The following is a 21,226-nucleotide window of genomic DNA, read 5'->3' as shown; positions in this document are numbered from 1 at the left end:
GGGTGGGGGAAACCCCCGGACGCGGTCCGGCCCCGGCGCCGCGTGGGCAGCGCCGGGGCCGGGGTACGCGCCTCAGACGGCGGCGATGAGCAGCGCCGGGCGCTCCACGCAGTCGGCCACGTGCCGCAGGAAGCCACCGGCCACCCCACCGTCGCAGACCCGGTGGTCGAAGGTAAGGCTGAGCTGGGTCACCTTGCGGACGGCGAGTTGCCCGTCGACCACCCACGGCTTGTCCACGATCCGCCCGACGCCGAGCAGCGCGGCCTCCGGGTGGTTGATGATCGGCGTGGAGCCGTCGACGCCGAACACGCCGTAGTTGTTGAGCGTGAACGTGCCGCCGGTGAGCCGGGCCGGCGGCAGGCTGCCCGCCCGCGCCGCGGCGGTGGTCGCCGCCAGTTCGGCGGCCAGCTCGGCGGTGGTGAGCCGTTGGGCGTCGCGCAGCACCGGCACCAGCAGGCCCCGGTCGGTCTGCGCGGCGATGCCCAGGTGCACACCGGCGGACTGGACGATCCGCTGCGCCTCCGTGTCGACCCGGGAGTTGAGCTGGGGGAACCGGCGCAGACCGCTGAGGCAGATCCGGGCCAGCAGGGCCAGGATGCTCACCGGGGCGTCGGGCGTCGCCGCGTTGATCGCCGCCCGGGTCTCCATCAGCCCGGTGGCGTCCACGTCCACCCAGATGGTCACCTCGGGGATCTCCCGACGGCTGCGGGACAGCTTGTCGGCGATCACCTTGCGCACACCGGTGAGCGGAATGATCACGTCGCCGTCCCCGGTCGCCGTGAGGGCGACGTGCGGGTCCGGCACGGCGGCGAGCCGGGCGGCCGGCGCGACCAGCGCGGCCTCGACGTCGGCGCGGCGGATCACCCCGCCGGGCCCGCTGCCGTGCAGCGTGGCGAGGTCGACGCCGCGCTCACGGGCCAGCCGCCGCACGATCGGTGAGATGACCAGGGTGGCCGCTGTCCGCGCCGGATCGGTGGAGGCGGCCCCCACGACTGTGTGCCCCGTCGGCCCGGCGTCGGCGCCTGTGGAGTCGGCGCGGCGGATGTCGGGCCGGGCGACGTCCGTCGGGCCGGCGTCGACAGGCTCGGGGGCGAGGGCCAGCCGGGGGCGCCGCCGACGCCGGGTGGCGCCGCCGTGGCCCGTGCCGTACCCGATCAGCACGTTGCCGGACCCGGCCCGCTCCTCCTCGCGGTAGGTGGCGTGCCCGGCGGGCTCGTCGCCGCCACCGTCCAGGGGCGCGATCGTGATCAGCGGTTGGCCGACCGGGCGGACCTCGCCTGCCGCGCCGTGCAGGGTGACGACCCGGCCGGCGTACGGGCAGGGCACGTCGACGACCGCCTTGGCGGTCTCCACCTCGACCACGCTCTGGTCGACAGTGACGATGTCGCCCACGGCGACCCGCCACTCGACGATCTCGGCCTCGCTCAACCCCTCGCCCAGGTCGGGCAGGAGGAAGACCTGGGTCCGCTCGACCGTGGTCATGCCGCCGCCCAACGCGCGTCCGGCTGGTCGTCCCACTGCAGGCGGGCCACCGCGTCCAGGACCCGGTCCACGCCGGGCAGGTGGGTGTGCTCCAGCATCGGCGCCGGGTACGGGATGTCCAGCCCGGCGACGCGCAGCACCGGGGCGTGCAGCGCGTGGAAGCAGCGCTCCTGCACCCGTGCGGCGATCTCCGCGCCGACACCCGCGAAGCCGGGCGCCTCCTGGATCACCACGCACCGCCCGGTACGCCGGACCGAGGCGGTGAGGGTGGCGTCGTCGAACGGCACGATCGTGCGCACGTCCACCACCTCCAGGTCCCAGCCCTCCTCGCGGGCGGCCTCGGCGGCCTCCAGCGCGACAGGCACCGCCGGCCCATACGCGACAAGGGTGGCGTCGCGGCCGGGCCGACGCACCACGGCCCGGCCGAACGGCTCGGTACGCGTCGGCAGCTCGGCTTCGGCGCTGCCGAAGTAGAGCTTCTTGGGCTCCATGAAGACCACCGGGTCGGGGTCGTCGATCGCCTCACGCAGCAGCGAGTACGCGTCCTCGACTGTCGCCGGGGTGACCACCTTCAGGCCCGGGGTGTGCGCGTAGTACGCCTCGGACGAGTCGCAGTGGTGCTCCACCCCGCCGATGCCGCCCGCGTACGGCACGCGGATGACGATGGGCACGCTGAGCGCGCCCCGGGTGCGGTTGCGCAGCTTGGCCACATGCGAGGCGATCTGCTCGAACGCCGGGTACGCGAACGCGTCGAACTGCATCTCGACGACCGGCCGGAGCCCGGACATGGCCAGGCCGACGGCGAAGCCAACGATGCCGGCCTCGGCGAGGGGCGTGTCGAAGCAGCGCTTCTCGCCGAAGCGGGCCTGAAGGCCGTCGGTGATCCGGAAGACGCCGCCGAGCTGGCCGACGTCCTCACCGAAGACGACGACCCGGTCGTCGGCGGCGAGGGCGTCGGCGAGCGCGGTGTTGAGCGCCTTCGCCATGGTGGTGGCCATCAGGCGTTCCCGTCCTCGTCACTCGCGGCGGCCAGTTCGGCGCGGACCTGTTCACGTTGCTCGACGAGCTGCGGGGTGGGTTCGGCGTAGACGTGGTCGAAGAGGCTCAGCGGGTCGACGCTGGGCTGCTCGTTCATCCGGGCGCGCAGGTCCGCCGCGTACGCCTCGGCCTGCTCGGCGACCTCGGCGACCGCCGCGTCGTCGAGTACGCCCCGGGCCCGCAGGTAGGTCTCCAGGCGGGCGAGCGGGTCGCGGTCGCGCCAGGCGTCGACCTCGGCGCCGTCGCGGTAGCGGCTGGCGTCGTCGGCGTTGGTGTGCGGTTCCATCCGGTAGGTGTGCGCCTCGACGAGGAACGGCCCGTTTCCGGCACGGGCGTGCGCGACCGCGCGGGTGAGCACGGCGAGCACCGCCACCGGGTCGTTGCCGTCGACCTGCTCGCTGGGCACGCCGTAGCCGACGCCCTTGTACGCCAGCGACGGCGCGGCGGTCTGTCGGGACAGCGGGACGCTGATGGCGTACCTGTTGTTCTGCACGAAGTAGACGACAGGCGCCTTGAACACGGCTGCGAAGTTGATCCCCTCGTGGAAGTCGCCCTCGCTCGTCGCGCCGTCGCCGATGAAGGCGAGCGCCACGGTGTCGCGACCCTGGTACGCCTCGCCGTGCGCGAGGCCGGCGGCGTGCACGCACTGGGTGGCCAGGGGCGTGCACTGCGGCGCGGTGCGTACCTCGGTGGGGTTGTAGCCGCAGTGCCAGTCGCCGCGCAGCAGCGTGAGCACCTCGACCGGGTCGATGCCCCGGGCAACCAGAGCCATCGACTCGCGGTAGGTGGGGAACACCCAGTCGGTGTCGCGGACCGCGAGCACCGCGCCGACCTGGCACGCCTCCTGGCCCCGCGAGGACGGGTAGACGGCGAGGCGGCCCTGCTTGGTCAGCGCGGTCGCCTGGGTGTCGAAGCGGCGGCCGAGCACCATCCGGCGGTACAGCTCGCGCAGCACCTCGACGGGTGGCTCCGGATAGTCGGTGCGGGCGGGCAGCGGCGTGCCTGTCGGGTCAAGCAGGCGGACCGGTTCGGCGTCCGGGAGCAGTGGGCGCGCCGGGTCGGGCGGGGTGGCCGCCCGACGGGTACGCGGGGATGCCCTGCGGACCGCCTGGGGAGTGGTCGTCACGGCGGAACCTCCTGGGACGTGTGGTGAGCCTATGCTTCCGCTGACGGATGATTGACTCAAGATCCACCAGGAAGGTGGGACGATTGGCATGGCGAGGCAGCTTCGGTGAGCCAGGAGCCCACAGAGGGGGTGAGCCGGGCGGACGGATCGGGACGATCGGCCCAGCCCCTGGACGAGGTCGACCGGCGGATCCTCGACGAGCTGGTCCGCGACGGCCGGACCTCGGTGCGCACCCTGGCCGAGCGGATCCACATCTCCCGCACGAACGCGTACGCCCGGGTGGAGCGGTTGCTGCGCGACGGTGTGATCACCGGCTTCCGCGCCCAGGTGGCGCCGGAGGCCGCCGGGCTGGGCACGTCGGCGTACATGGCGTTGACGATCGAGCAGAACACCTGGCGCGAGGTGTCCGCCGAACTGGCCCAGGTCCGCTACGTCGAGCACGTGGCGCTGCTCAGTGGCGAGCACGACGTGCTGGCCCTGGTCCGCGCCCCGGACAACGCCACCCTGCGGTACGTGGTGCTGGACCGGGTGCAGCGCATTGCCGGTGTGCTGTCGACGCGGTCCTGGCTGGTGTTCGAGGAGTTCAACGGGACGCAGAGCCCCTGGCAGTAGGGCCTTATAACACGAACCAGATGACAGAGCCGATACGACTCAGTCGGTAACAAATCACCCGTACGATCCGCCGAATGGCTATCTCGGACCAGTTGTGGACGGCAGCCAGGGCCTCCGCCCCGCGACCGCCCGCGCCGGACGACCCGCGGTCCTTCCGGGGGGACATCGAAGGTCTGCGGGCCGTCGCCGTGCTGCTGGTGCTCCTCGGTCACGCCGGGGTGCCGTACCTGCCCGGCGGGTTCGTCGGCGTGGACGTGTTCTTCGTGATCTCGGGTTTCCTCATCACCGGCCTGCTGCTGGCGGAACTCGACAGGCGGGGGCGCCTGTCGCTCGCCGGGTTCTACGCCCGACGGGCCAAGCGCCTCCTGCCCGCCGCCGCGACGGTGCTCCTCGCGAGCCTGGTGCTGACCTACCTCTTCCTCCCCCGGGGCCGCTGGTCCGGCACCGCCTGGGATGTCATCGCCAGCGCGTGTTACGCGATGAACTGGCGCATGGCGGACCAGTCCCTCGACTACGTCGCCGCCACCGACGCACCGAGCATCGCCCAGCACTTCTGGTCCCTCGCCGTCGAGGAGCAGTTCTATCTCATCTGGCCACTGCTGCTGCTCGTCCTCGGGTGGTTCGCCAGGCGGCGCGGGCGCGGGCGACGCGGCCTGCACCTGCTCGGCCTGGCCGTGATCGCGGTCCCGTCGTTCGCCTGGGCCCTGTCCGTCACGCCCACCGATCCGTCGGCGTACTACGTCACCACGACCCGGATGTGGGAGTTGGCCCTCGGCGGCGCCGTCGCCGTCACCGCGATCCGGCTGAACCGGTCGCCCCGCGTGCTGGCCGTACCCCTGGCATGGGCCGGGCTGCTCGCGGTCGGCGCCTCCGCCGCGCTGATCCACACGGAAGCCGGCTTCCCGGGGTACGCCGCGCTCGGCCCGACCGTCGGTACGGCGGCGGTCATCGCGTTCGGCCCGGCGGCCGGCCGTGCCGGTCCCGGTCTCCTGCTCGGCCGGCAGCCGCTGCGCTACCTCGGCGGGATCTCGTACTCGCTGTACCTGTGGCACTGGCCCCTGCTGATCGCCGCGCAGGCCCACGTGGGTGATCTCGGCGTCAGGGCCGCGCTCGCCGTCGTCGCCGCCTCGACCATTCCCGCCGCGCTGACCTACCACCTCGTGGAGAACCCGGTCCGCCGGTCGCGGACCCTCACGGCCCGACCCTTCGCCGCGCTGCGGGTCGGGGCGGCGTGCACAGGCGTCGCGGCACTGGCCGGCCTGACGTTCCACCTGGTCGTCCCGTCGACGGCCGGCCCGGCTCCCGCATCGACGGTCGGGCTGGGCCAGGTGCCCGGAGCGAGCGCGCAGCCGGCGTCGACAGCGCCGGGCGCCGCCGTCCTGGGCGCCTCCCCCCGCTCCAGCCGCGCCGGAGTGCCAGTGGACCGGGTCGCGTCGATCGTCCCCGATCCGGTGGCGGCGGCCCGGGACACGCCCGAGTCGCAGAGGTCCAGGAGCTGCCACGTGAGCCTGGAGTCGTCGACGCCGACGGCGTGCGTCTACGGACGGAACGACGCGACGACCCGGGTCGCGCTCGTCGGCGACTCCCACGCGGACCACTGGGTCCCCGCCCTGCGGGGTGCGGCGGAGACGAACGGCTGGCGGCTCGCCACCTACACCAAGTCCGGCTGCCCGTTCCTCACCGCCGAGATCCTCCTGAACGACAGGCCCTACTCGTCCTGCACCGAATGGAACAGCCGGGTACGGGCGGAGCTGCTCGGCGCCGACCGCCCCGACATCCTTGTCGTCACCAACGCCGAGTACCCGGTCCGGGGCGAGCCGCCGTCTCGGTGGCGTACCGCGATGGCCCGCGAGCTGCGCCGGACGTGGAGCGCGATGACCGTGGAGAAACTGCGGGTGGTGGTGCTGCGGGACACTCCGCTGCACCCGAAGGACATGGCCGAATGCGTGTCCGAGCATCCGACCCGCCTGACGGCGTGTGCAACGTCCCGGGCCGACGTCCTGCGCCTCGGCGGTGGTCCCGCCCAGGAGGCGGCGGCCGAGGGTCTCGCTGGCGTACGCCTCATCGACCTGAACGACTGGATCTGCCCGGCGGACCGCTGCGCGCCGGTCATCGGAGGTGTCCTCGTCTGGCGCGACGCGCACCACCTGACCGCCACCTACTCGGCGACACTCGCACCGAGGGTGGCCGACGCACTCGAACCCGTGATCGCCGGGCGGTGACGGCCCGGGGCGGGCTCACCGCTCGGGCGGGGCCTCCAGGCCCTCCCGGTCGGCCAACTCCAGCAGCGGCTCCAACGAGAACCTGTCGCCGTCCAGACCCGCGTGCGGGTCGCCGCGCTCGGCGAAGCGGGCCGGCACGGACAGCACGTCGAAGTCCTCCGGCCGGGCGTCGTCCAGCTCCGCCCAGTCCAGCGGCGCCGACACCAGCGCCCGAGGCGTGGGCCGGATGGAGTACGCCGAGGCCATCGTGTGGTCCCGCGACATCTGGTTGTAGTCGACGAAGACCGGCCGGTCCCGCTGCTCCCGCCACCAGGTGGTGGTGACCAGGTCCGGCAGCCGGCGCTGCATCTCGCGGCCCAACGCGAGCACCGCCCGACGGCACTCGCCGAAGCTCCACCGCGGCTCGATCGACAGGTACACGTGCAAGCCCCGCCCGCCTGTGGTCTTCGGGTAGCCGGTCAGGCCCAGCTCGGCGAGGAACGCGCGCACCTCCCGGGCCACCGGCACCACCTGCTCGAAGCCGACACCGGGCATCGGGTCCAGGTCGATGCGCAGCTGGTCCGGTCGTTCCACGTCGGCGGCGCTCACCGGCCACGGGTGAAAGCGCAGGGTGCCCAGGTTGGCCGCCCAGATCACCACGGCCAGCTCACTGGGTGCCACCTCGTCCGCGGTTCGGCCACTGGGGAAGGTGATGTGCGCCGTACGCACCCACTCGGGCGCGCCCGCCGGCAGCCGCTTCTGGTAGAAGGCGTCACCCCGGTTGGTCTGCCGGGTGGCGATCGTCGCGCCCTCGAAGACACCGCGCGGCCAGCGTTCCAGCATGGTGGGCCGGTCCCGCAGGGCGCGCAGGATGCCGTCGCCCACCGCGAGGAAATACCGCACCACGTCCAGCTTGGTCAGCCCGCGCTCCGGGAAGTACGGCTTGTCGGGGCTGGAGACGCGGACCAGCCGCTCCCCCACCTGGATTTCCTCCGCCGCCGTGGCCACGCCCCTGAGGGTACGACGCCGGTCAGGTGGTCAGCAGCACACCGACCAGGATCAGCGGCAGCCCGACGAACAGAAAGATGCCGACCCCGGTGAGCACGCGCGCGCCGCCGGCCTCCTCGCGCTCCGGTGGGACACCGAAGGCCGAGCGGGCGTCCAGCATGCCGATCCGGCTCAGCGTCAGGTCACCTGTCACGCCGGACAGTGCCCCGACCACAATCAACGCGATGCCCAACCGGTTCGTGAAGTCACCGCCGGCGACCGCCACCCAGAGCGCCGCCGCGACCGCGACCACAAGCACGGCTATCACGAACAACACGAACGCTTCCCGCAGACCCCGCAGGACAGTCATCGTCCACCACCCCCGTAAGGGGACATTGTCGCCCGTCTACCCGTCCCGCCGCTGCCCCGAGGCCGACGGCGCCGCCCGGCCCGGCACGGTGTCGGGCCACGCGGTTACCGCCGACGGCGCCCGGGTAGGGGGTCGGCATGGCGGAACTGGCAACCCTCTGGATCGTCCGGCACGGCGAGAGCACCGCGAACGTCGCGGCGACACATGCCGAGGCGTCGGGCGCGGAGCTGATCGACCTCACCCACCGTGACGCCGACGTGCCACTCTCCCCGACCGGCGAGGACCAGGCCAGGGCGACCGGCCGCTGGCTGGCCGAGCTGCCGGACGCGAAGCGCCCGGATGTGGCAGTGGTGTCGCCGTACCTGCGGGCGGTGCAGACGTCGCGGCTGGCGCTGGCCGGCACCGACATCCCCGTCCACCGCGACGAGCGGCTGCGTGACCGGGAGCTGGGCATCCTCGACGGGCTGACCGGGCACGGGGTGCGGCGACGCTACCCGGACGAGGCCGAGCGTCGGACCCGGCTGGGCAAGTTCTACTACCGGCCGCCGGGCGGGGAGTCGTGGACGGACGTGGCGTTACGACTGCGGACGCTGCTGGGGGACCTGCGCCGTGACCACGAAGGTTGCCGGGTGCTGCTCTTCGGCCACGACGCGCTGGTCTTCCTGCTTCGTTATCTGGTGGAGGGGTTGACCGAGGAGGAGCTGATGGCGCTCACGCGGCAGCAGGTGATAGCCAACTGCTCGATCACCGAATGGTCGGCGGACGCCGACGACCGGCTGGTGCTCAGCACGTTCAACGATGTCGAGCACCTGCGTCAGCAGGGCGCCGAGCCGACCAGGGAGGACGAGATCCATGCCGAGCCGGTCTGACGTCAAGGTGATCACGCCGGGGCTGCTGCGGGACTGGGCGCTGCCGGTGCCGGCCGGCGGCAAGGAGAGCCGGGGCACCGTGCTTGTGGTCGGTGGTTCCCGGTTCACCCCCGGCGCGGTCCTGCTCGCCGGGGTGGCCGCGTTGCGCGCCGGCGCCGGGGTGCTCCAGCTCGCCGCCGCCGAGTCCACCGCCGCCACACTCAGCATCGAGGTGCCCGAGGCGCTCGTGGTCGGGCTGCCGGAGACACCCGACGGGGCGGTCGCCGCCGACCGGGACGGGCAGCTCGGCGAGCTGGTCGCACAGGCCGACGTGGTGGCCCTCGGCCCCGGCCTGAAGGCGATCGACGAGACGAACCGCCTGTTGAGCCTGGTCCTGGACGCCGCCCGGCCGCAGACCTCGCTGGTGCTCGACGCGTACGCCCTCGGCGCCCTCAGTCACGACCCGGGCCTGCTGGTCGGCTCGGGCCGGCCGGTGGTGCTCACCCCCAACGTCACCGAGGCGGGGCACCTGCTGGGCCGCGACCCGGGCGACGACCTGGACGCCGAGGCGGCCGAGCTGGCCGCCCGGTACGAGGCGGTGGTGTCGCTCTACGGGCACGTGGCCACGCCTGACGGGCGGGGGTGGCGGGAGGAGAGCGGCGACGCCGGACTGGGCACCTCCGGCAGCGGTGACGTGCTCGCCGGGTTGCTGGCGGGGCTGCTGTCGCGGGGCGCGGACCCGGCGCAGGCGGCCTGCTGGGGGTCGTTCGCGCACGCGGTGAGCGGCCAGCGGCTGATCCCCCGGTACGGCCGGATCGGCTTCCTGGCCCGGGAACTGCTCGACGAGATCCCCCGCACCCTGGCCATGGTCTGATCAGCTATTTGCTCCTATTTGCGCAGTTCACCGCCGGGGTACCGCAAGCACACCAGACAAGATTTCAGGAGGTCATGCCGGTGTCGAACGATGCCATCGTCCTGCTCAAGGACGACCACAAGGAGATGCGCCGCCTGTTCAAGGCCTTCCAGGACGCCGAGGAGGGGCCGGCGAGCCAACGACAGAAGCTGGTGGACCAGATCCTGGAGGCCCTGACGGTGCACACCTACCTGGAGAACGAGGTGATGTACCCGGAGGTCCGCCGGCTGCTGCCCGACCTGGAGGACGACATCCTCGAGTCGTACGAGGAACACCACGTCGCCGATGTGCTCTGCGCCGAACTGGCAAGCATGAGTGCCGACGACGAGCGCTTCAACGCCAAGACGACGGTGCTGATCGAGAACGTGACGCACCACGTCGAGGAGGAAGAGGAGGAGTGGTTCCCCAAGGTGCGCGAGGCGCTGGGCCGCAAGCAGCTCCAGGAGATCGGCGAGAAGATGATCGCGCTGCGCGCGGACGCGCCGCGTACCCCCACCGCGCCGAAGGCGATCAAGAAGGCGATCGACGCGGTTACCGCCTGAACCACACGCGTACGACGAAGGGCCCGGCGTACTGCCGGGCCCTCGTCGTGTGCCACCGCGCTCGCGGCGTGACGGTGGTCAGTCGCCCGAGCCGGGCTCGGCCATCCGGCGGTGCTGCTCGGACTTGAGCTTGTCCGGGATGATCTTGCCGGCGGCGGTCTGCACCTTGTTCAACAGCGAACCCGCGGTGACCGTCTGGTCGCCCTTCATCATCGCGGCGAAGCCCTGGGCGGCGACCTCGGCCGGGTCGTCCTTCTTCCCGGAGCCCACCCGGGTGTCCTGCATGTCGGCCCGCTCGAAGAACGCGGTGTCGGTCGGCCCGGGCATCAGCGCGGTCACCGTGACGCCGGTGTCCTTCAGCTCGTTGCGCAGGGCCTCGGCGAAGGACTGCACGAACGACTTCGACGCGTTGTAGACAGCCTGGAACGGCCCCGGCATGGTGGCGGCGATCGACGAGGTGAAGAGCACCCGGCCCGTACCCCGCTCGACCATCGCGGGCAGCAGCAGCTTGGCCAGGTGCACCGTCGAGCGCACGTTCAGGTCGACGATCTCCAGCTCGTCGCGCAGCTCGGTGCCCCCGACGAAGGCGCCACCGGCGCCCCGACCGGCGTTGAGCGCCAGCGCGTCCAGCGGACGCCCGGTCGCCGCGACGGCGGCAACCAGCTCCTCCACGCCCTGCTCACGGGCCAGGTCGACGCGGATCGGGCGGATCTGCGGGCCGCCGTCGCGGCGCAGCTTCTGTGCCGCCGCGTCGATCCCGTCGTCCGGCGCGGCGATGACCAGGTCGAAGCCGTGCTCGGCGAACTGCGCCGCCAACTCGTACCCGATCCCGCTCGATGCCCCGGTCACGACGGCGAGCGGCCGGTCGGAGGTGGGTGTGGTCATGGTGTCGACTCCCTCTCGTGCGGACGGTGACCGCACCGCCCGGTGCGGCAGTCACCTACCGAGTGCCCTGGGGCGGGCCGTCCAACCACGTCGGCGGGTCGCGTCCGGAGGTCGGACCGGGCACGCCGCGACCGGCCCGGTAGGATCGGCTCGGGCCGTTACTGGCGCGTGGGGATGGACAACCATCGGGGAGCGGCCCCGTCACGAGGACGTTTGCCGAGCGCCTGGGCCTTCCCGCACGTCTGTTGGAGGTCGCATGTCGCACAACGCCGAGTCCACCGCATTCCGGAGCGCCCTCGAGGTGATCCGCGCCGTCGAACCGCGGGTGGCCGACGCCATCGGCGCCGAGCTGACCGACCAGCGGGAGTCGCTCAAGCTCATCGCCAGCGAGAACTACGCCTCCCCGGCGACGCTGCTCGCGATGGGCAACTGGTTCAGTGACAAGTACGCCGAGGGCACCGTCGGGCGTCGCTTCTACGCCGGCTGCCAGAACGTCGACACCGTCGAGGCGCTCGCCGCCGAGCACGCCCGTGAGCTGTTCGGCGCCGCGCACGCGTACGTGCAGCCGCACTCGGGCATCGACGCCAACCTGGTGGCCTTCTGGGCGGTGCTCGCCGACCGGGTGGAGTCCCCCGCGCTGAAGAAGGCGCAGGTGCGCCAGGTCAACGACCTCAGCGAGGCGGACTGGTTCGCGCTGCGCCGCGAGCTGGGCAACCAGCGGATGCTCGGCATGTCGCTGGACGCCGGCGGTCACCTCACCCACGGCTTCCGCCCGAACATCTCCGGCAAGATGTTCGACCAGCGCAGCTACGGCACCGACCCGGCGACCGGGCTGATCGACTACGACCGGGTCGCCGAGGCGGCCCGCGAGTTCAAGCCGCTGATCCTCGTCGGCGGGTATTCCGCGTACCCCCGGAAGGTGAACTTCCGGATCCTGCGGGAGATCGCCGACTCGGTCGGCGCCACCTTCATGGTCGACATGGCGCACTTCGCCGGCCTGGTGGCCGGCAAGGTGTTCACCGGCGACTTCGACCCGGTGCCGCACGCGCACATCGTCACCACCACCACCCACAAGTCGCTGCGCGGCCCGCGCGGCGGCATGGTGCTGTGCCAGCCGGAACTGGCCGACCAGGTGGACCGGGGCTGCCCGATGGTGCTCGGTGGTCCGCTGCCGCACGTGATGGCCGCCAAGGCCGTCGCCCTGGCCGAGGCCCGCCGCCCCGACTTCGCCGACTACGCCCAGCGGATCGTGGACAACGCGCAGGCCCTCGCCGACGGGCTGCTGCGCCGCGGCGCGACGCTCGTCACCGGCGGCACCGACAACCACCTGGTGCTCATCGACGTGTCCGGCTACGGGCTCACCGGCCGGCAGGCCGAGCAGGCGCTGCTCGACTCCGGCATCGTCACCAACCGCAACTCGGTCCCGCAGGACCCGAACGGCGCCTGGTACACCTCAGGCATCCGGATCGGCACCCCGGCGCTGACCACGCGAGGCCTGGGCACCGCCGAGATGGACCAGACGGCGGAGCTGATCCACACCGTGCTCACCCAGACCACCGCCGCCGCCAACGCCGACGGCACCCCGTCCAAGGCCAAGTACGCACTGGACCCGGCCCTGGCCGACAAGATCTCCCGCCAGGCCACCGACCTGCTGGCCCCCCACCCGCTCTACCCCGGCATCGACCTGTCCTGACCGCGCGGTCGTGCGGTCGCCCGCCCGACGTGTCGGGCGGGCGACCGGGCGGGTCAGTTCAGCGGGCGCTTGAGGTGGTAGCGGTGGACCTCGGTGCTGCCCTGGACGTTGTTCACGTCCTCGGCGGCGGAGACCAGCTCCCAACCCTCCCGGCCCGCGCGGTTGAGGTGCGCGATGGCGGTGTCGCCGTAGGCGGTGATGTCCTTGCGCGAGCCGTCTGGGCCGTACCAGACGAACGAGACGTGGAAATTGCGGCCCTGTCCCTGATAGCGACGGACGAGCAGGGCGTACTCCCAGGCAACCATGCGGCCCATTATGACCGTCCACCCAGGACGGCGGAACGCGGGCCGTCGCGCATTGCCATCCGGTGAACGCGGTGTGTCAACCCACGAGGTCGCCGGCCGCCGTGGTTGGAGACGACCGGCCCGGTGGCAAATCGGTAGCCTGGTCAGCCGGGCGCGAGCGCCGGTGTCTGGGCGTGGATGTGAAAGCGCAGCGAGCGGGCGTCGGTGAAGCACTCCCGCATCGGGCGCACCAGATCCCGGTGCTCCGGGCTGCGTTCCCAGCTCTCGAAGTCCGCGAGGCTCTCCCACTCGCTGGTGATCAGCCACTGTTCCGGATCGGTCGACGAGCGGCACACCTGGTCGACCAGGTGCCCCGGCACACCGTCCGCGACCAGATGCCGCACCTCCTCGTACGCGGCGAGGAACTGCTCGGTGCGCGGCACCGGCACCCGTACCAGGAAGACCACCCGGGCCCGCTGTTCGGTCATGGCGTCTCTCTCCTCGTCGGCGCCGCCCCGCGCAGGACAAGCGCGCTGTTGAACCCGTCGAATCCCCGTGCGCAGACCAGCGCGAGCCGACTGCGGGGCCGCCGGTGCTCGCGCAGGAAGTCCAGCTCACATCCGTCGGCCACCTCGTCCGGGCCGGCGGACGCGGGAAGCGTGTCGTGCGCGAAGGCGAGCAGCGCCGTCGCCACGTCCAGCGCCGACCCGCCCTGGTGCGCCCGCCCGGTCAACGGCTTCTGGGTCGTCACCGGGGGCGGCCGGTCGGCGAACACCGCACGCAGCGCCTCGGCCTCGCTGCGGTCGTAGCGGGGCACACCCAGGGCGTCGGGCAGCACCACGTCGATCCCCGCCGCCGCGACGTCGGCCCGGTCCAGTGCCAGCCGCATCGCCCGCGCGTACTGCCCCACGTCACCGGCGCTGTCCGCGGTGGTGTGCGCGGCGTCGTGGGTGGAGCCCCAGCCGCTCACCTCGCCGTAGATCCGGGCGCCCCGCGCCAAGGCGTGCCCCAGCTCCTCCACCACGAACACCGCGCCGCCCTCGGCCGGCAGGTAGCCGCTGGCCGAGGCGTCGAACGGCCGGTACGCCCGCTGCGGATCGTCGACGTCGCTGAGCAGCCCGGAGCGCAGCTGGCAGGCCAGGGCGTACGGGCTCAGCGGACACTCGGTGGCCCCGGCGATCACCACCGGCGTGCCCCGGCGTACCGCCCTGGCGGCGTGCGCCAGGCTGTCCAACCCGCCGGCGGTCTCCGCGACGAGCACCCCGCTCGGGCCCTTGAACTGGTGGTGGATGGAGAGCTGCCCGACGCTGGCGGCGTAGAACCAGGCGATCGACTGGTACGCCCCGACGGTGCGCGACGGGCCACCCCAGAGCCGTTGCAGCTCCCGCTGGCCGAACAGGTTGCCCCCCGAGGAGCTGGCCAGGGTCACCGCGTAGCCGTACGGATCGGGTGCCCGTTCGGGCAGGCCGGCGTCGGCGAGCGCGAGTCGGGTGGCGGCGAAGCCCAGGTGCGTCCACCTGTCGGTCTGCACCAGCTGGCGGCTGTCGGCGTAGGAGCCGGCCGTGAAGTCGGGCACCTGCCCACCGTGGCGGGTCGGGTAGCCGGCCGGGTCGAACAGGGTGATCGGGCCGGTACGGCGGGTGCCGGCCAGCACGGTGCGCCAGTGGGCGTCCGCGCCGACGCCGCTGGGGGCGACCACGCCGATGCCCGTCACCACCGCCCGGGCCGTCACCCGGCCACCGCCGGGCCGCCGCTCACGCCGCCACCGCCGGGGGCCGGCGGCGGAACACCATCGCCGACTGGAACCCGCCGAATCCGCTGCCCACCGACAGCGCCACGTCCACCGGGACCTCCCGCGCCTCGTTCGGTACGTAGTCCAGGTCGCACTCCGGGTCCCGGGTGCTCCAGTTCGCCGTGGGCGGCACCACCCCGAACTCGATGGCGAGGGCGCAGGCGGCCATCTCGATCGACCCGATCGCGCCGAGGGAGTGCCCCACCATGGACTTGATCGAACTGATCGGCACCCGGTACGCGGCCTGGCCCAGGGCCCGTTTGAACGCGGCGGTCTCGTGCCTGTCGTTCTGCCGGGTGCCCGAGCCGTGCGCGCTGATGTAGGAGACCTGCTCCGGTGCGATGCCGCCCTGCCGCAGCGCGTCGGTGACGGCGAGGCCCATCTCCAGCCCGTCCGGGCGCAGCCCGGTCATGTGGTAGCCGTTGCTGCGGCTGGCGTAACCGGCGACCTCGCAGTAGACGTGCGCCCCGCGCCGCCGGGCACGCCCGGCCTCCTCCAGCACCAGCACTGCCGCGCCCTCGGCAAGAACGAAGCCGTGCCGGTCGGCGTCGAAGGGGCGCGAGGCGTGCGCCGGGTCGTCGTTGTCCGGGCTGGTCGCCTTGATCGCGTCGAACGAGGCGACGGTCACCGGTGAGATCGGCGAGTCGGCGGCGCCGGCCAGCACCACGTCCGCCTCACCGTCCACGATCAGCTGGTGGGCGTAGCCGATGGCGTCGATGCCCGAGGTGCAGCCGGTGGAGACGACCTGCGCCGGGCCGTGCAGCCCGTGCCGGCAGGCCACGTCCGCGGCGAGGCTGCTGGGCACCAACGCCTGGTACAGGTACGGGCCACCGCGTGCCGCGTCGACAAGCCACCGTCGACCCTGGTCGCTGACGGTGACGTACTCCTGTTCCAGGGCCATCGTGCCACCCACGGCCGTGCCGAGCACCACCCCGGCCCGGTCCCGCTCGGCGTCGGTGAGCACCAGGCCGGCGTCGGCGACCGCCTCGGCCGAGCAGGCCAGGGCGAACTGCACGTACCTGTCGGCGCGGCGCCGCTCGGCGTCGGTCAGCCCGGCGGCGACCGGGTCGAAGTCGCACTCGGCGGCGATCTGGGAGCGGAACGGCGACGGGTCGAAGAAACTGATCCGCCGGGTGGCCGTACGCCCCTCGGTGATGGTCTTCCAGAAGCGGTCCCGGCTGGCGCCGCCGGGGGCGACCACCCCGACGCCGGTCACCACCGTGCGGCGGCCGGTCACGACGCCTCGACCAACTCGGTGTCGACGTGCCCCAGCTCCGGGCGGGGCGCCAAGGGGCCCAGGTGGAAGACCACCTCGGCCGGTTCGACGCCTGTGTTGCGCAGCCGGTGCCGCACGTTCACCGGCACGAACAGCGCCTCGCCGGCGGCCAGCAGCGTCGGCTGGTCGTCCAGGTCGACGGTGATCGCGCCACGTGCCACGTACAGGAACTCCTCGCTGTACGGGTGGTAGTGCTCGGCGATCCGCTCCCCCGGCGCGAGCGTGGCCACGCCGAGGAAGCCGGAGGTGCTGCCGACGGTGCGGGGGCCGAGCAGCACCCGCAGCTCACCGCCGCGCCGACGGTCGGCGGGTACGTCCGCCGCGGCGATCGGCCGCGTGCCGATGTCACTCATCGCCGGCCTCCGTCGACTCGTCGCCGGCAGCCGGGCGGTCCTGCTCGGCGCGCTGGCGGGCGATCCGCTCCACCCGGTCCTTGATCACCGCGAGCTGGATGACGCTGTTGGTGTTGATCCGCTCGGTCATGCCGGCGTTGTCGACGGGCGCGGTCGGTTTCATGGCGAAGTCCTGCGTCCAGGTCATCCGGGTGCCGCCGGCCTCCTCGGAGTACCGCCAGTGGATCCGCATGTACTCGAACGGCCCGGTCTCGACGCGGTGTGCGCGGACCTGGTGGCTCACCGGGTCGGCGGTGCGTTCACTGACCCAGCTCCACGACACCCCGTTCTCGTCGGGGTACATGGTGAGCCGGAACCGCACGGTGTGCCCGTCGCGGTGCAGGATCTCCACCACCGCGTACTCGGTGAACAGCTCGGTCCAGTTCGCCACGTCGTTGGTGACCTCCCAGACCACCGGCAGCGGCGCGTCGATGAGCACGTCGTTCTCGGTGTGCCCGGGCGGGTCGACGCGGCGGGCGACCAGGTCGGCGACCGCCGGGATGCTCAGCTGCCCGGCCTGCTCCCCGATGGTCACCCGCCACCGGTCGGCGACGACAGCGGACAGCTCCAGCAGGGCGAGGGAGTCCATGCCCAGTTCCTCCAGCGAGGCGGCTGGCGCCCGGGCGGCGGCCTCGGCGTCCAGGCCGCAGTGCGCCACCAGGATGTCGGTGATCTCGGCTGTCATCGGGCGACCATGGGTGACGGTCATCGGTTCCTCCTGTGGGATACGTCGGGCTCCGCGGCGGGCGCGGGGCGGGGTGCGGGGGTGCCCGTCGGCCGCTGCGCGGGCGCCGGTGCGGACGCGGCGAGCAGGCGGTCGACCAGGCCTGTGGTGTAGCGGCCCTTGCGGAACGCGGCGTCGTCGAGCACCCGCCGTACGAACGGGATGGTGGTGCGTACGCCCGGCCCGGCGATGTCGAACTCCTCCAAGGCGCGTTCGAGCCGGTTGAGCGCCAACTCCCGGTCGGGCGCCCACACGACGACCTTGGCGAGCAGCGAGTCGTACCAGGGGCCGATCACGTAGCCCGCGCTGGCGTGGGTGTCGACCCGGGTGAAGGGGCCGCCGGGCGGGGTGAACCGTTCCAACCGGCCCGGGGTGGGTGCGAAGCCGCGCGCCGGGTCCTCGGTGTTGACGCGGCACTCCACGGCGACGCCGTGCAGGCGGATCTCCTCCTGCCGCCAGCGCAGCGGCACCCCGGCGGCGATGTGCAGCTGCTCGTGCACCAGGTCGATGCCGGTGACCATCTCGGTGACCGGATGCTCCACCTGGATCCGGCAGTTGATCTCCAGGAAGTGGAACCGCTCCTCGGCGTCGACAAGGAACTCAAGCGTGCCCGCGCCGACGAAGCCGACCTCGAGCGCGCCGCGCAGCGCGGTCTCCGCGATGGCGTCCAGGACGCCGGCGGGCAGCGCCGGGGCGGGCGCCTCCTCGATGAGCTTCTGATGCCGGCGCTGCACCGAGCAGTCCCTGGTGCCCAGGTGCACGCCGTTGCCGTGCGAGTCACACAGCACCTGCACCTCGACGTGCCGCGCCTCGGTGAGGTACTGCTCGACGTACACCCGGTCGTCGCCGAACGCGGCCTGCGCGGCGGCGCGGGTGCGGACGTACACCCGGGGTAGTTCGGCGGGGGTGCGCACCACAGCCATTCCCCGGCCGCCGCCACCGGCGGCGGCCTTCACGATCACCGGGTAGCCGACGGTGTCGGCCACCTCGGCCGCCGCCGCTACTGTCGGCACCGGCGCGACGCTTCCCGCCGGCAGGGGCAGGCCGGCGCGGCTCATCAGGGCCCGGGCCGAGGACTTGTCGGCCAACGCCGCCATCACCGCCGGTGGCGGGCCGATGAAGATCAGCCCGTTGTCGGCGCAGATCTCGGCGAAGTCGGCGTCCTCGGAGAGGAACCCGTAGCCGGGGTGTACGGCCTGCGCGCCCACCTGCCGGGCCGCCTCGACGATGGCGGCGGCGTTGAGGTAGCTGCGTCGGCTCGTCGCCGGTCCGATCCGGACGGCCTGGTCGGCGAGCCGGACGGCCGGCGAGTCGGCGTCGGCGGCGGAGTAGACCACCGCCGTGCGGACGCCGAGCTCCTTGCAGGCCCGCAGCACCCGCAGCGCGATTTCGCCCCGGTTCGCGATCAGCACGGTCTCGAACATGCTCACCCACCCGCGCCGTCAGGCCGGTTCCAGTTCGACCAGCGGCTGGTCGTACTCGACCGGCTGGCCGTCCTCGACGAGAATCGCTGTCACGCGGCCGGCGCGGTCGGCGGTGACCTCGTTCATCAGCTTCATGGCCTCGACGATGGCGATCGGTTGACCGGGCCGGACCAGGTCGCCGACCGCGACGAACGGCGCCGCGCCGGGCTCCGGGGACCGGTAGAAGGTGCCGACGATAGGTGCCCGCACGGCCGCGCGTCCGGGCACCGACGGCCGGATCAGCGCCGGCGGCGGGCCGGGCGCCGGCGGGACCGGCGGCGCCGGGACCGGCGGCGGCTCGAGGGGTACGTCGGCGCGCGCCGCCTCGCCCGGGTGCCACTCCACCTCCAGCACCGTCGACCCGCTGCGCAACCGGATTCGGCGCACCGGCCCGGTCAGCTCGGCGACGAGATGCCGTGCCTGTCGGCGCAGCCCGGCCAGCACCTCCTCGCCGCCGGCCGTCTCGTCGGGTCGGTGTCCGTCCGGCGCGTCGGGCGGCGGCCCGCCGTGCCCGTTGCTCGACACCGCCCGGTCGTCCGTGGCGGTCACCGGGCACCGGCCCGGAAGGTGGCGCGCGCCGCGCCGAACCGGCGGAACCGTTGCCGGCGGCGACGGACCAGCGTCGCGGTCGGCACGTCCAGCAGGGGCAGCAGGTTCGCCAGCAGGGCGGCGCGCAGCCGGCGAGCGGTCTCCGCCGGGTCGTCGTGCGCGGCCGGGGTCGGCTCGGGCACGACCTCGTCGATCACACCGAGCCGGCACAGGTCGGGCGCGGTCAGTCGCAGCGCGCGGGCGGCCTGCGGCGCCGCGGACCGGTCCGGCCAGAGGATGGCCGCGCAGCCCTCCGGGCTGATCACCGAGTAGACGGCGTGTTCCAGCATCAGCACCCGGTCGGCGACCGCGAGGGCCAACGCGCCGCCACTGCCACCCTCACCGGTGATGACCGCGAGCACCGGGGTGGGCAGCACGGTGAGGGTGAGGATGTTCTCCGCGATGGCCGCCGCCTGGCCCTGTTCCTCGGCACCCACCCCAGGGTCGGCGCCGGGGGTGTCGACGAGGGTGATCACCGGCAGGCCGAGCCGGGCGGCGAGGCGCATCAGCCGCAGCGCCTTGCGGTGCCCGGCCGGGCTGGCCATGCCGAAGTTGCGCGCGACGAGTTCGGCGGTGGTGTGCCCCTTCTGGTGGCCGATCACCATCACGTGCCGCCCGTCCAGCCGGGCCACTCCTCCGACGACGGCCGGGCAGTCCGCGCCGAGCCGGTCGCCGTGCAGTTCCACGAACCCGTCGAAGACGGAGTCGAGATAGTCCAGTGTGGTCGGTCGGCCGGGGTGGCGGGCGACCCGCACGGTGTCCCACGCGTCGCGGTCGGCCGGCGCTGGCTCGGCGACCGGCGCGTCGGCGAGACGCTCGCGGCGCGGCGCCGACTCCTGCCGGGGTACGGCCGAGCGGGGCGGACGGGCGGAGCCGGTCGCGGCGAGCAGCGCCATGAGTCGTCCCCGCAGGGACCGGCGCTGCACCACCATGTCGACCTGGCCGTGGCGCAGCAGGAAGTCGGCGGTCTGGAAGCCCTCCGGCAGCGCCCGGCCGGTGACCTGCCGGATCACCCGGGGGCCGGCGAAACCCATCCGGGCGCCGCTCTCGGCGAGCACCAGGTCGGTGTTGGTGGCGAACGACGCCGCCACCCCGCCGTAGGTCGGGTCGGTGAGCACGCTGACCGTGAGCAGGCCCGCCTCGCGCAGGGCGGCGATGGCCTGGCTGACGGTGGCCATCTGCATCAACGACAGGACGCCCTCCTGCATCCGCGCCCCGCCGGAGGCGGTGACCAGGATGAGCGGGACGCCGTCGTCCAGGGCCCGTTCGGCGGCCTGGGTGATCAGCTCCCCGACGGCGCAGCCGAGGCTGCCGCCGAGGAAGCGGAAGTCCATCACCGCGAGCACGGCCAAGTGCCCGCCGATGGTGGCGGTGCCGCAGACCACCGCCTCGGACAGCCCGGTGCTGGTGCGCGCGGCGGTGAGCCGGTGCGGGTACGGAAGCACGTCGACGAAGTCGATCGGGTCGGCCTCGGGCAGCCGGTCGGGCAGCGGGCGAAGCGATCCCGGGTCGACGAGCTGGCGTAGGCGTTCCGGCGCGCCGAGCCGGGCGTGCGCGCCGCACTCGGGGCAGACGTCGAGGTTGCGCCGCAACCGCTTGCGGTAGAGCAGGCTGGCGCAGCCGGCGCAGCGCGACCAGAGCTGCTCGTCGCGCGGTGCGGTGGCGGTCACGACCGCCGCCCGGCGTCGGTGGCGTCGAACCGGTAGAAGCACTGCGCCATGGCGTCGCGCGGCGAGCGCCACGTCGGCAGGTACGGCGAGACGTACGGGCGCAGCCGGTCACTGACCCGGATGAACTCGGGGTGGTCACGGGCGGCCTCCACCGCCCCCTGCGCCGGCTGGTCGGTTTCGAGCAGGTGCACGTAGAGGTCGTGCAGCCGGTACAGCGAGCGGTGCCGGACGCCGACCAGGCGTGGCAGCTCCGTCGCGTCCGACTCGGCGAAGATCTCGGCGACCCGCTCCTCGGCGGTCGGGACGACCTTCGCGACGATCAGCGATCGGTCCATGGTTG

General features: G+C 73.2%; 22 protein-coding genes and 1 riboswitch. Of the genes, 6 read left to right on the top strand and 16 right to left on the bottom strand.

Annotated features, from left to right (window positions below; all coding sequences use genetic code 11):
* Nucleotides 1–72: 72 nt before the first annotated feature.
* Genes AB0N27_RS07615 through pdhA form a run of 3 tightly spaced genes read right to left on the bottom strand, consistent with a single transcriptional unit; the run spans nucleotide 73 to nucleotide 3,679 of the window.
* Entirely contained in the window at nucleotides 73–1,494 is a 1,422-nt protein-coding gene (locus tag AB0N27_RS07615) for a dihydrolipoamide acetyltransferase family protein (protein WP_364366128.1), read from the bottom strand.
* Nucleotides 1,479–2,483, bottom strand: coding sequence for an alpha-ketoacid dehydrogenase subunit beta (locus AB0N27_RS07610; RefSeq protein ID WP_364366125.1), 1,005 nt, complete (start codon nucleotides 2,481–2,483; stop codon nucleotides 1,479–1,481). Before AB0N27_RS07610 ends, AB0N27_RS07615 begins: the two co-directional genes overlap by 16 nt.
* Nucleotides 2,480–3,679, bottom strand: coding sequence for a pyruvate dehydrogenase (acetyl-transferring) E1 component subunit alpha (pdhA, locus tag AB0N27_RS07605; protein ID WP_364366122.1), 1,200 nt, complete (start codon nucleotides 3,677–3,679; stop codon nucleotides 2,480–2,482). The genes AB0N27_RS07610 and pdhA overlap by 4 nt, the downstream gene beginning before the upstream one ends.
* 96 nt (nucleotides 3,680–3,775) lie before the next feature.
* On the opposite strand from pdhA, the gene AB0N27_RS07600 reads away from it, so the two are divergent.
* Together AB0N27_RS07600 and AB0N27_RS07595 are read left to right on the top strand one after the other, a co-directional pair.
* Entirely contained in the window at nucleotides 3,776–4,258 is a 483-nt protein-coding gene (locus AB0N27_RS07600; protein ID WP_364366119.1) for an Lrp/AsnC family transcriptional regulator, read from the top strand.
* Between the two features lie 74 nt (nucleotides 4,259–4,332).
* Nucleotides 4,333–6,480 carry an acyltransferase family protein gene (locus tag AB0N27_RS07595; RefSeq protein WP_364364686.1) on the top strand — a complete coding sequence of 716 codons (2,148 nt, stop codon included), beginning with the start codon at nucleotides 4,333–4,335 and terminating at the stop codon, nucleotides 6,478–6,480.
* Between the two features lie 15 nt (nucleotides 6,481–6,495).
* Here the strand turns inward: AB0N27_RS07595 and AB0N27_RS07590 are convergent, their stop codons facing one another.
* Both AB0N27_RS07590 and AB0N27_RS07585 read right to left on the bottom strand, forming a co-directional pair.
* Nucleotides 6,496–7,467, bottom strand: a complete 972-nt coding sequence (locus AB0N27_RS07590; protein ID WP_364364683.1) for a DNA primase small subunit domain-containing protein — start codon at nucleotides 7,465–7,467, stop codon at nucleotides 6,496–6,498.
* A 22-nt stretch (nucleotides 7,468–7,489) separates the two neighbouring features.
* Nucleotides 7,490–7,816 carry a hypothetical protein gene (locus AB0N27_RS07585; protein WP_364364680.1) on the bottom strand — a complete coding sequence of 109 codons (327 nt, stop codon included), beginning with the start codon at nucleotides 7,814–7,816 and terminating at the stop codon, nucleotides 7,490–7,492.
* 137 nt (nucleotides 7,817–7,953) lie between these two features.
* Between AB0N27_RS07585 and AB0N27_RS07580 the strand changes: the two genes are divergently transcribed.
* From AB0N27_RS07580 to AB0N27_RS07570, 3 genes are all read left to right on the top strand, one after another.
* Nucleotides 7,954–8,685 carry a histidine phosphatase family protein gene (locus tag AB0N27_RS07580; protein ID WP_364364677.1) on the top strand — a complete coding sequence of 244 codons (732 nt, stop codon included), beginning with the start codon at nucleotides 7,954–7,956 and terminating at the stop codon, nucleotides 8,683–8,685.
* On the top strand, nucleotides 8,669–9,538 hold the full coding sequence (locus tag AB0N27_RS07575) for an NAD(P)H-hydrate dehydratase (protein WP_364364674.1): 870 nt from the start codon (nucleotides 8,669–8,671) through the stop codon (nucleotides 9,536–9,538). Before AB0N27_RS07580 ends, AB0N27_RS07575 begins: the two co-directional genes overlap by 17 nt.
* Nucleotides 9,539–9,618: 80 nt before the next feature.
* Complete coding sequence (locus AB0N27_RS07570) at nucleotides 9,619–10,119, top strand: hemerythrin domain-containing protein (protein WP_364364671.1); 501 nt, start codon at nucleotides 9,619–9,621, stop codon at nucleotides 10,117–10,119.
* 78 nt (nucleotides 10,120–10,197) lie between these two features.
* Here the strand turns inward: AB0N27_RS07570 and AB0N27_RS07565 are convergent, their stop codons facing one another.
* A complete protein-coding gene (locus AB0N27_RS07565) occupies nucleotides 10,198–11,004 on the bottom strand; it encodes an SDR family NAD(P)-dependent oxidoreductase (protein WP_364364668.1) in 807 nt (268 codons plus the stop codon).
* 147 nt (nucleotides 11,005–11,151) lie between these two features.
* Nucleotides 11,152–11,241, top strand: a riboswitch (ZMP/ZTP riboswitch).
* 19 nt (nucleotides 11,242–11,260) lie between these two features.
* On the opposite strand from AB0N27_RS07565, the gene AB0N27_RS07560 reads away from it, so the two are divergent.
* Nucleotides 11,261–12,697 (top strand): glycine hydroxymethyltransferase, encoded by a 1,437-nt coding sequence (locus AB0N27_RS07560; RefSeq protein WP_364364665.1) that lies wholly within the window; start codon nucleotides 11,261–11,263, stop codon nucleotides 12,695–12,697.
* A gap of 53 nt (nucleotides 12,698–12,750) precedes the next feature.
* Here the strand turns inward: AB0N27_RS07560 and AB0N27_RS07555 are convergent, their stop codons facing one another.
* From AB0N27_RS07555 to AB0N27_RS07510, 10 genes are all read right to left on the bottom strand, one after another.
* Complete coding sequence (locus AB0N27_RS07555) at nucleotides 12,751–13,011, bottom strand: hypothetical protein (RefSeq protein WP_364364662.1); 261 nt, start codon at nucleotides 13,009–13,011, stop codon at nucleotides 12,751–12,753.
* Nucleotides 13,012–13,145: 134 nt separating this feature from the next.
* On the bottom strand, nucleotides 13,146–13,469 hold the full coding sequence (locus AB0N27_RS07550) for an antibiotic biosynthesis monooxygenase family protein (RefSeq protein ID WP_139582326.1): 324 nt from the start codon (nucleotides 13,467–13,469) through the stop codon (nucleotides 13,146–13,148).
* Nucleotides 13,466–14,713, bottom strand: a complete 1,248-nt coding sequence (locus AB0N27_RS07545) for a beta-ketoacyl synthase N-terminal-like domain-containing protein (protein WP_364364658.1) — start codon at nucleotides 14,711–14,713, stop codon at nucleotides 13,466–13,468. The genes AB0N27_RS07550 and AB0N27_RS07545 overlap by 4 nt, the downstream gene beginning before the upstream one ends.
* Before the next feature lie 22 nt (nucleotides 14,714–14,735).
* On the bottom strand, nucleotides 14,736–16,010 hold the full coding sequence (locus AB0N27_RS07540; RefSeq protein ID WP_364364655.1) for a beta-ketoacyl-[acyl-carrier-protein] synthase family protein: 1,275 nt from the start codon (nucleotides 16,008–16,010) through the stop codon (nucleotides 14,736–14,738).
* Nucleotides 16,007–16,402, bottom strand: a complete 396-nt coding sequence (locus tag AB0N27_RS07535) for a cupin domain-containing protein (RefSeq protein WP_364364652.1) — start codon at nucleotides 16,400–16,402, stop codon at nucleotides 16,007–16,009. Before AB0N27_RS07535 ends, AB0N27_RS07540 begins: the two co-directional genes overlap by 4 nt.
* A complete protein-coding gene (locus AB0N27_RS07530; protein ID WP_364364649.1) occupies nucleotides 16,395–17,150 on the bottom strand; it encodes an SRPBCC family protein in 756 nt (251 codons plus the stop codon). Before AB0N27_RS07530 ends, AB0N27_RS07535 begins: the two co-directional genes overlap by 8 nt.
* Nucleotides 17,147–18,589 carry an acetyl-CoA carboxylase biotin carboxylase subunit gene (locus AB0N27_RS07525; protein ID WP_364364646.1) on the bottom strand — a complete coding sequence of 481 codons (1,443 nt, stop codon included), beginning with the start codon at nucleotides 18,587–18,589 and terminating at the stop codon, nucleotides 17,147–17,149. Before AB0N27_RS07525 ends, AB0N27_RS07530 begins: the two co-directional genes overlap by 4 nt.
* Nucleotides 18,590–18,607: 18 nt before the next feature.
* Complete coding sequence (gene accB / locus AB0N27_RS07520; RefSeq protein WP_364366116.1) at nucleotides 18,608–19,072, bottom strand: acetyl-CoA carboxylase biotin carboxyl carrier protein; 465 nt, start codon at nucleotides 19,070–19,072, stop codon at nucleotides 18,608–18,610.
* Nucleotides 19,073–19,173: 101 nt separating this feature from the next.
* Nucleotides 19,174–20,886, bottom strand: coding sequence for an acetyl-CoA carboxylase carboxyltransferase subunit alpha (locus AB0N27_RS07515; RefSeq protein ID WP_364364643.1), 1,713 nt, complete (start codon nucleotides 20,884–20,886; stop codon nucleotides 19,174–19,176).
* Nucleotides 20,883–21,221, bottom strand: coding sequence for a TcmI family type II polyketide cyclase (locus AB0N27_RS07510; RefSeq protein WP_364364640.1), 339 nt, complete (start codon nucleotides 21,219–21,221; stop codon nucleotides 20,883–20,885). Before AB0N27_RS07510 ends, AB0N27_RS07515 begins: the two co-directional genes overlap by 4 nt.
* Between the last annotated feature and the right edge of the window lie 5 nt (nucleotides 21,222–21,226).

The sequence above is a fragment of the Micromonospora sp. NPDC093244 genome, assembly GCF_040683695.1.
Taxonomy (GTDB): domain Bacteria; phylum Actinomycetota; class Actinomycetes; order Mycobacteriales; family Micromonosporaceae; genus Micromonospora.
This window is presented reverse-complemented; position numbering and strand designations above follow the sequence as displayed.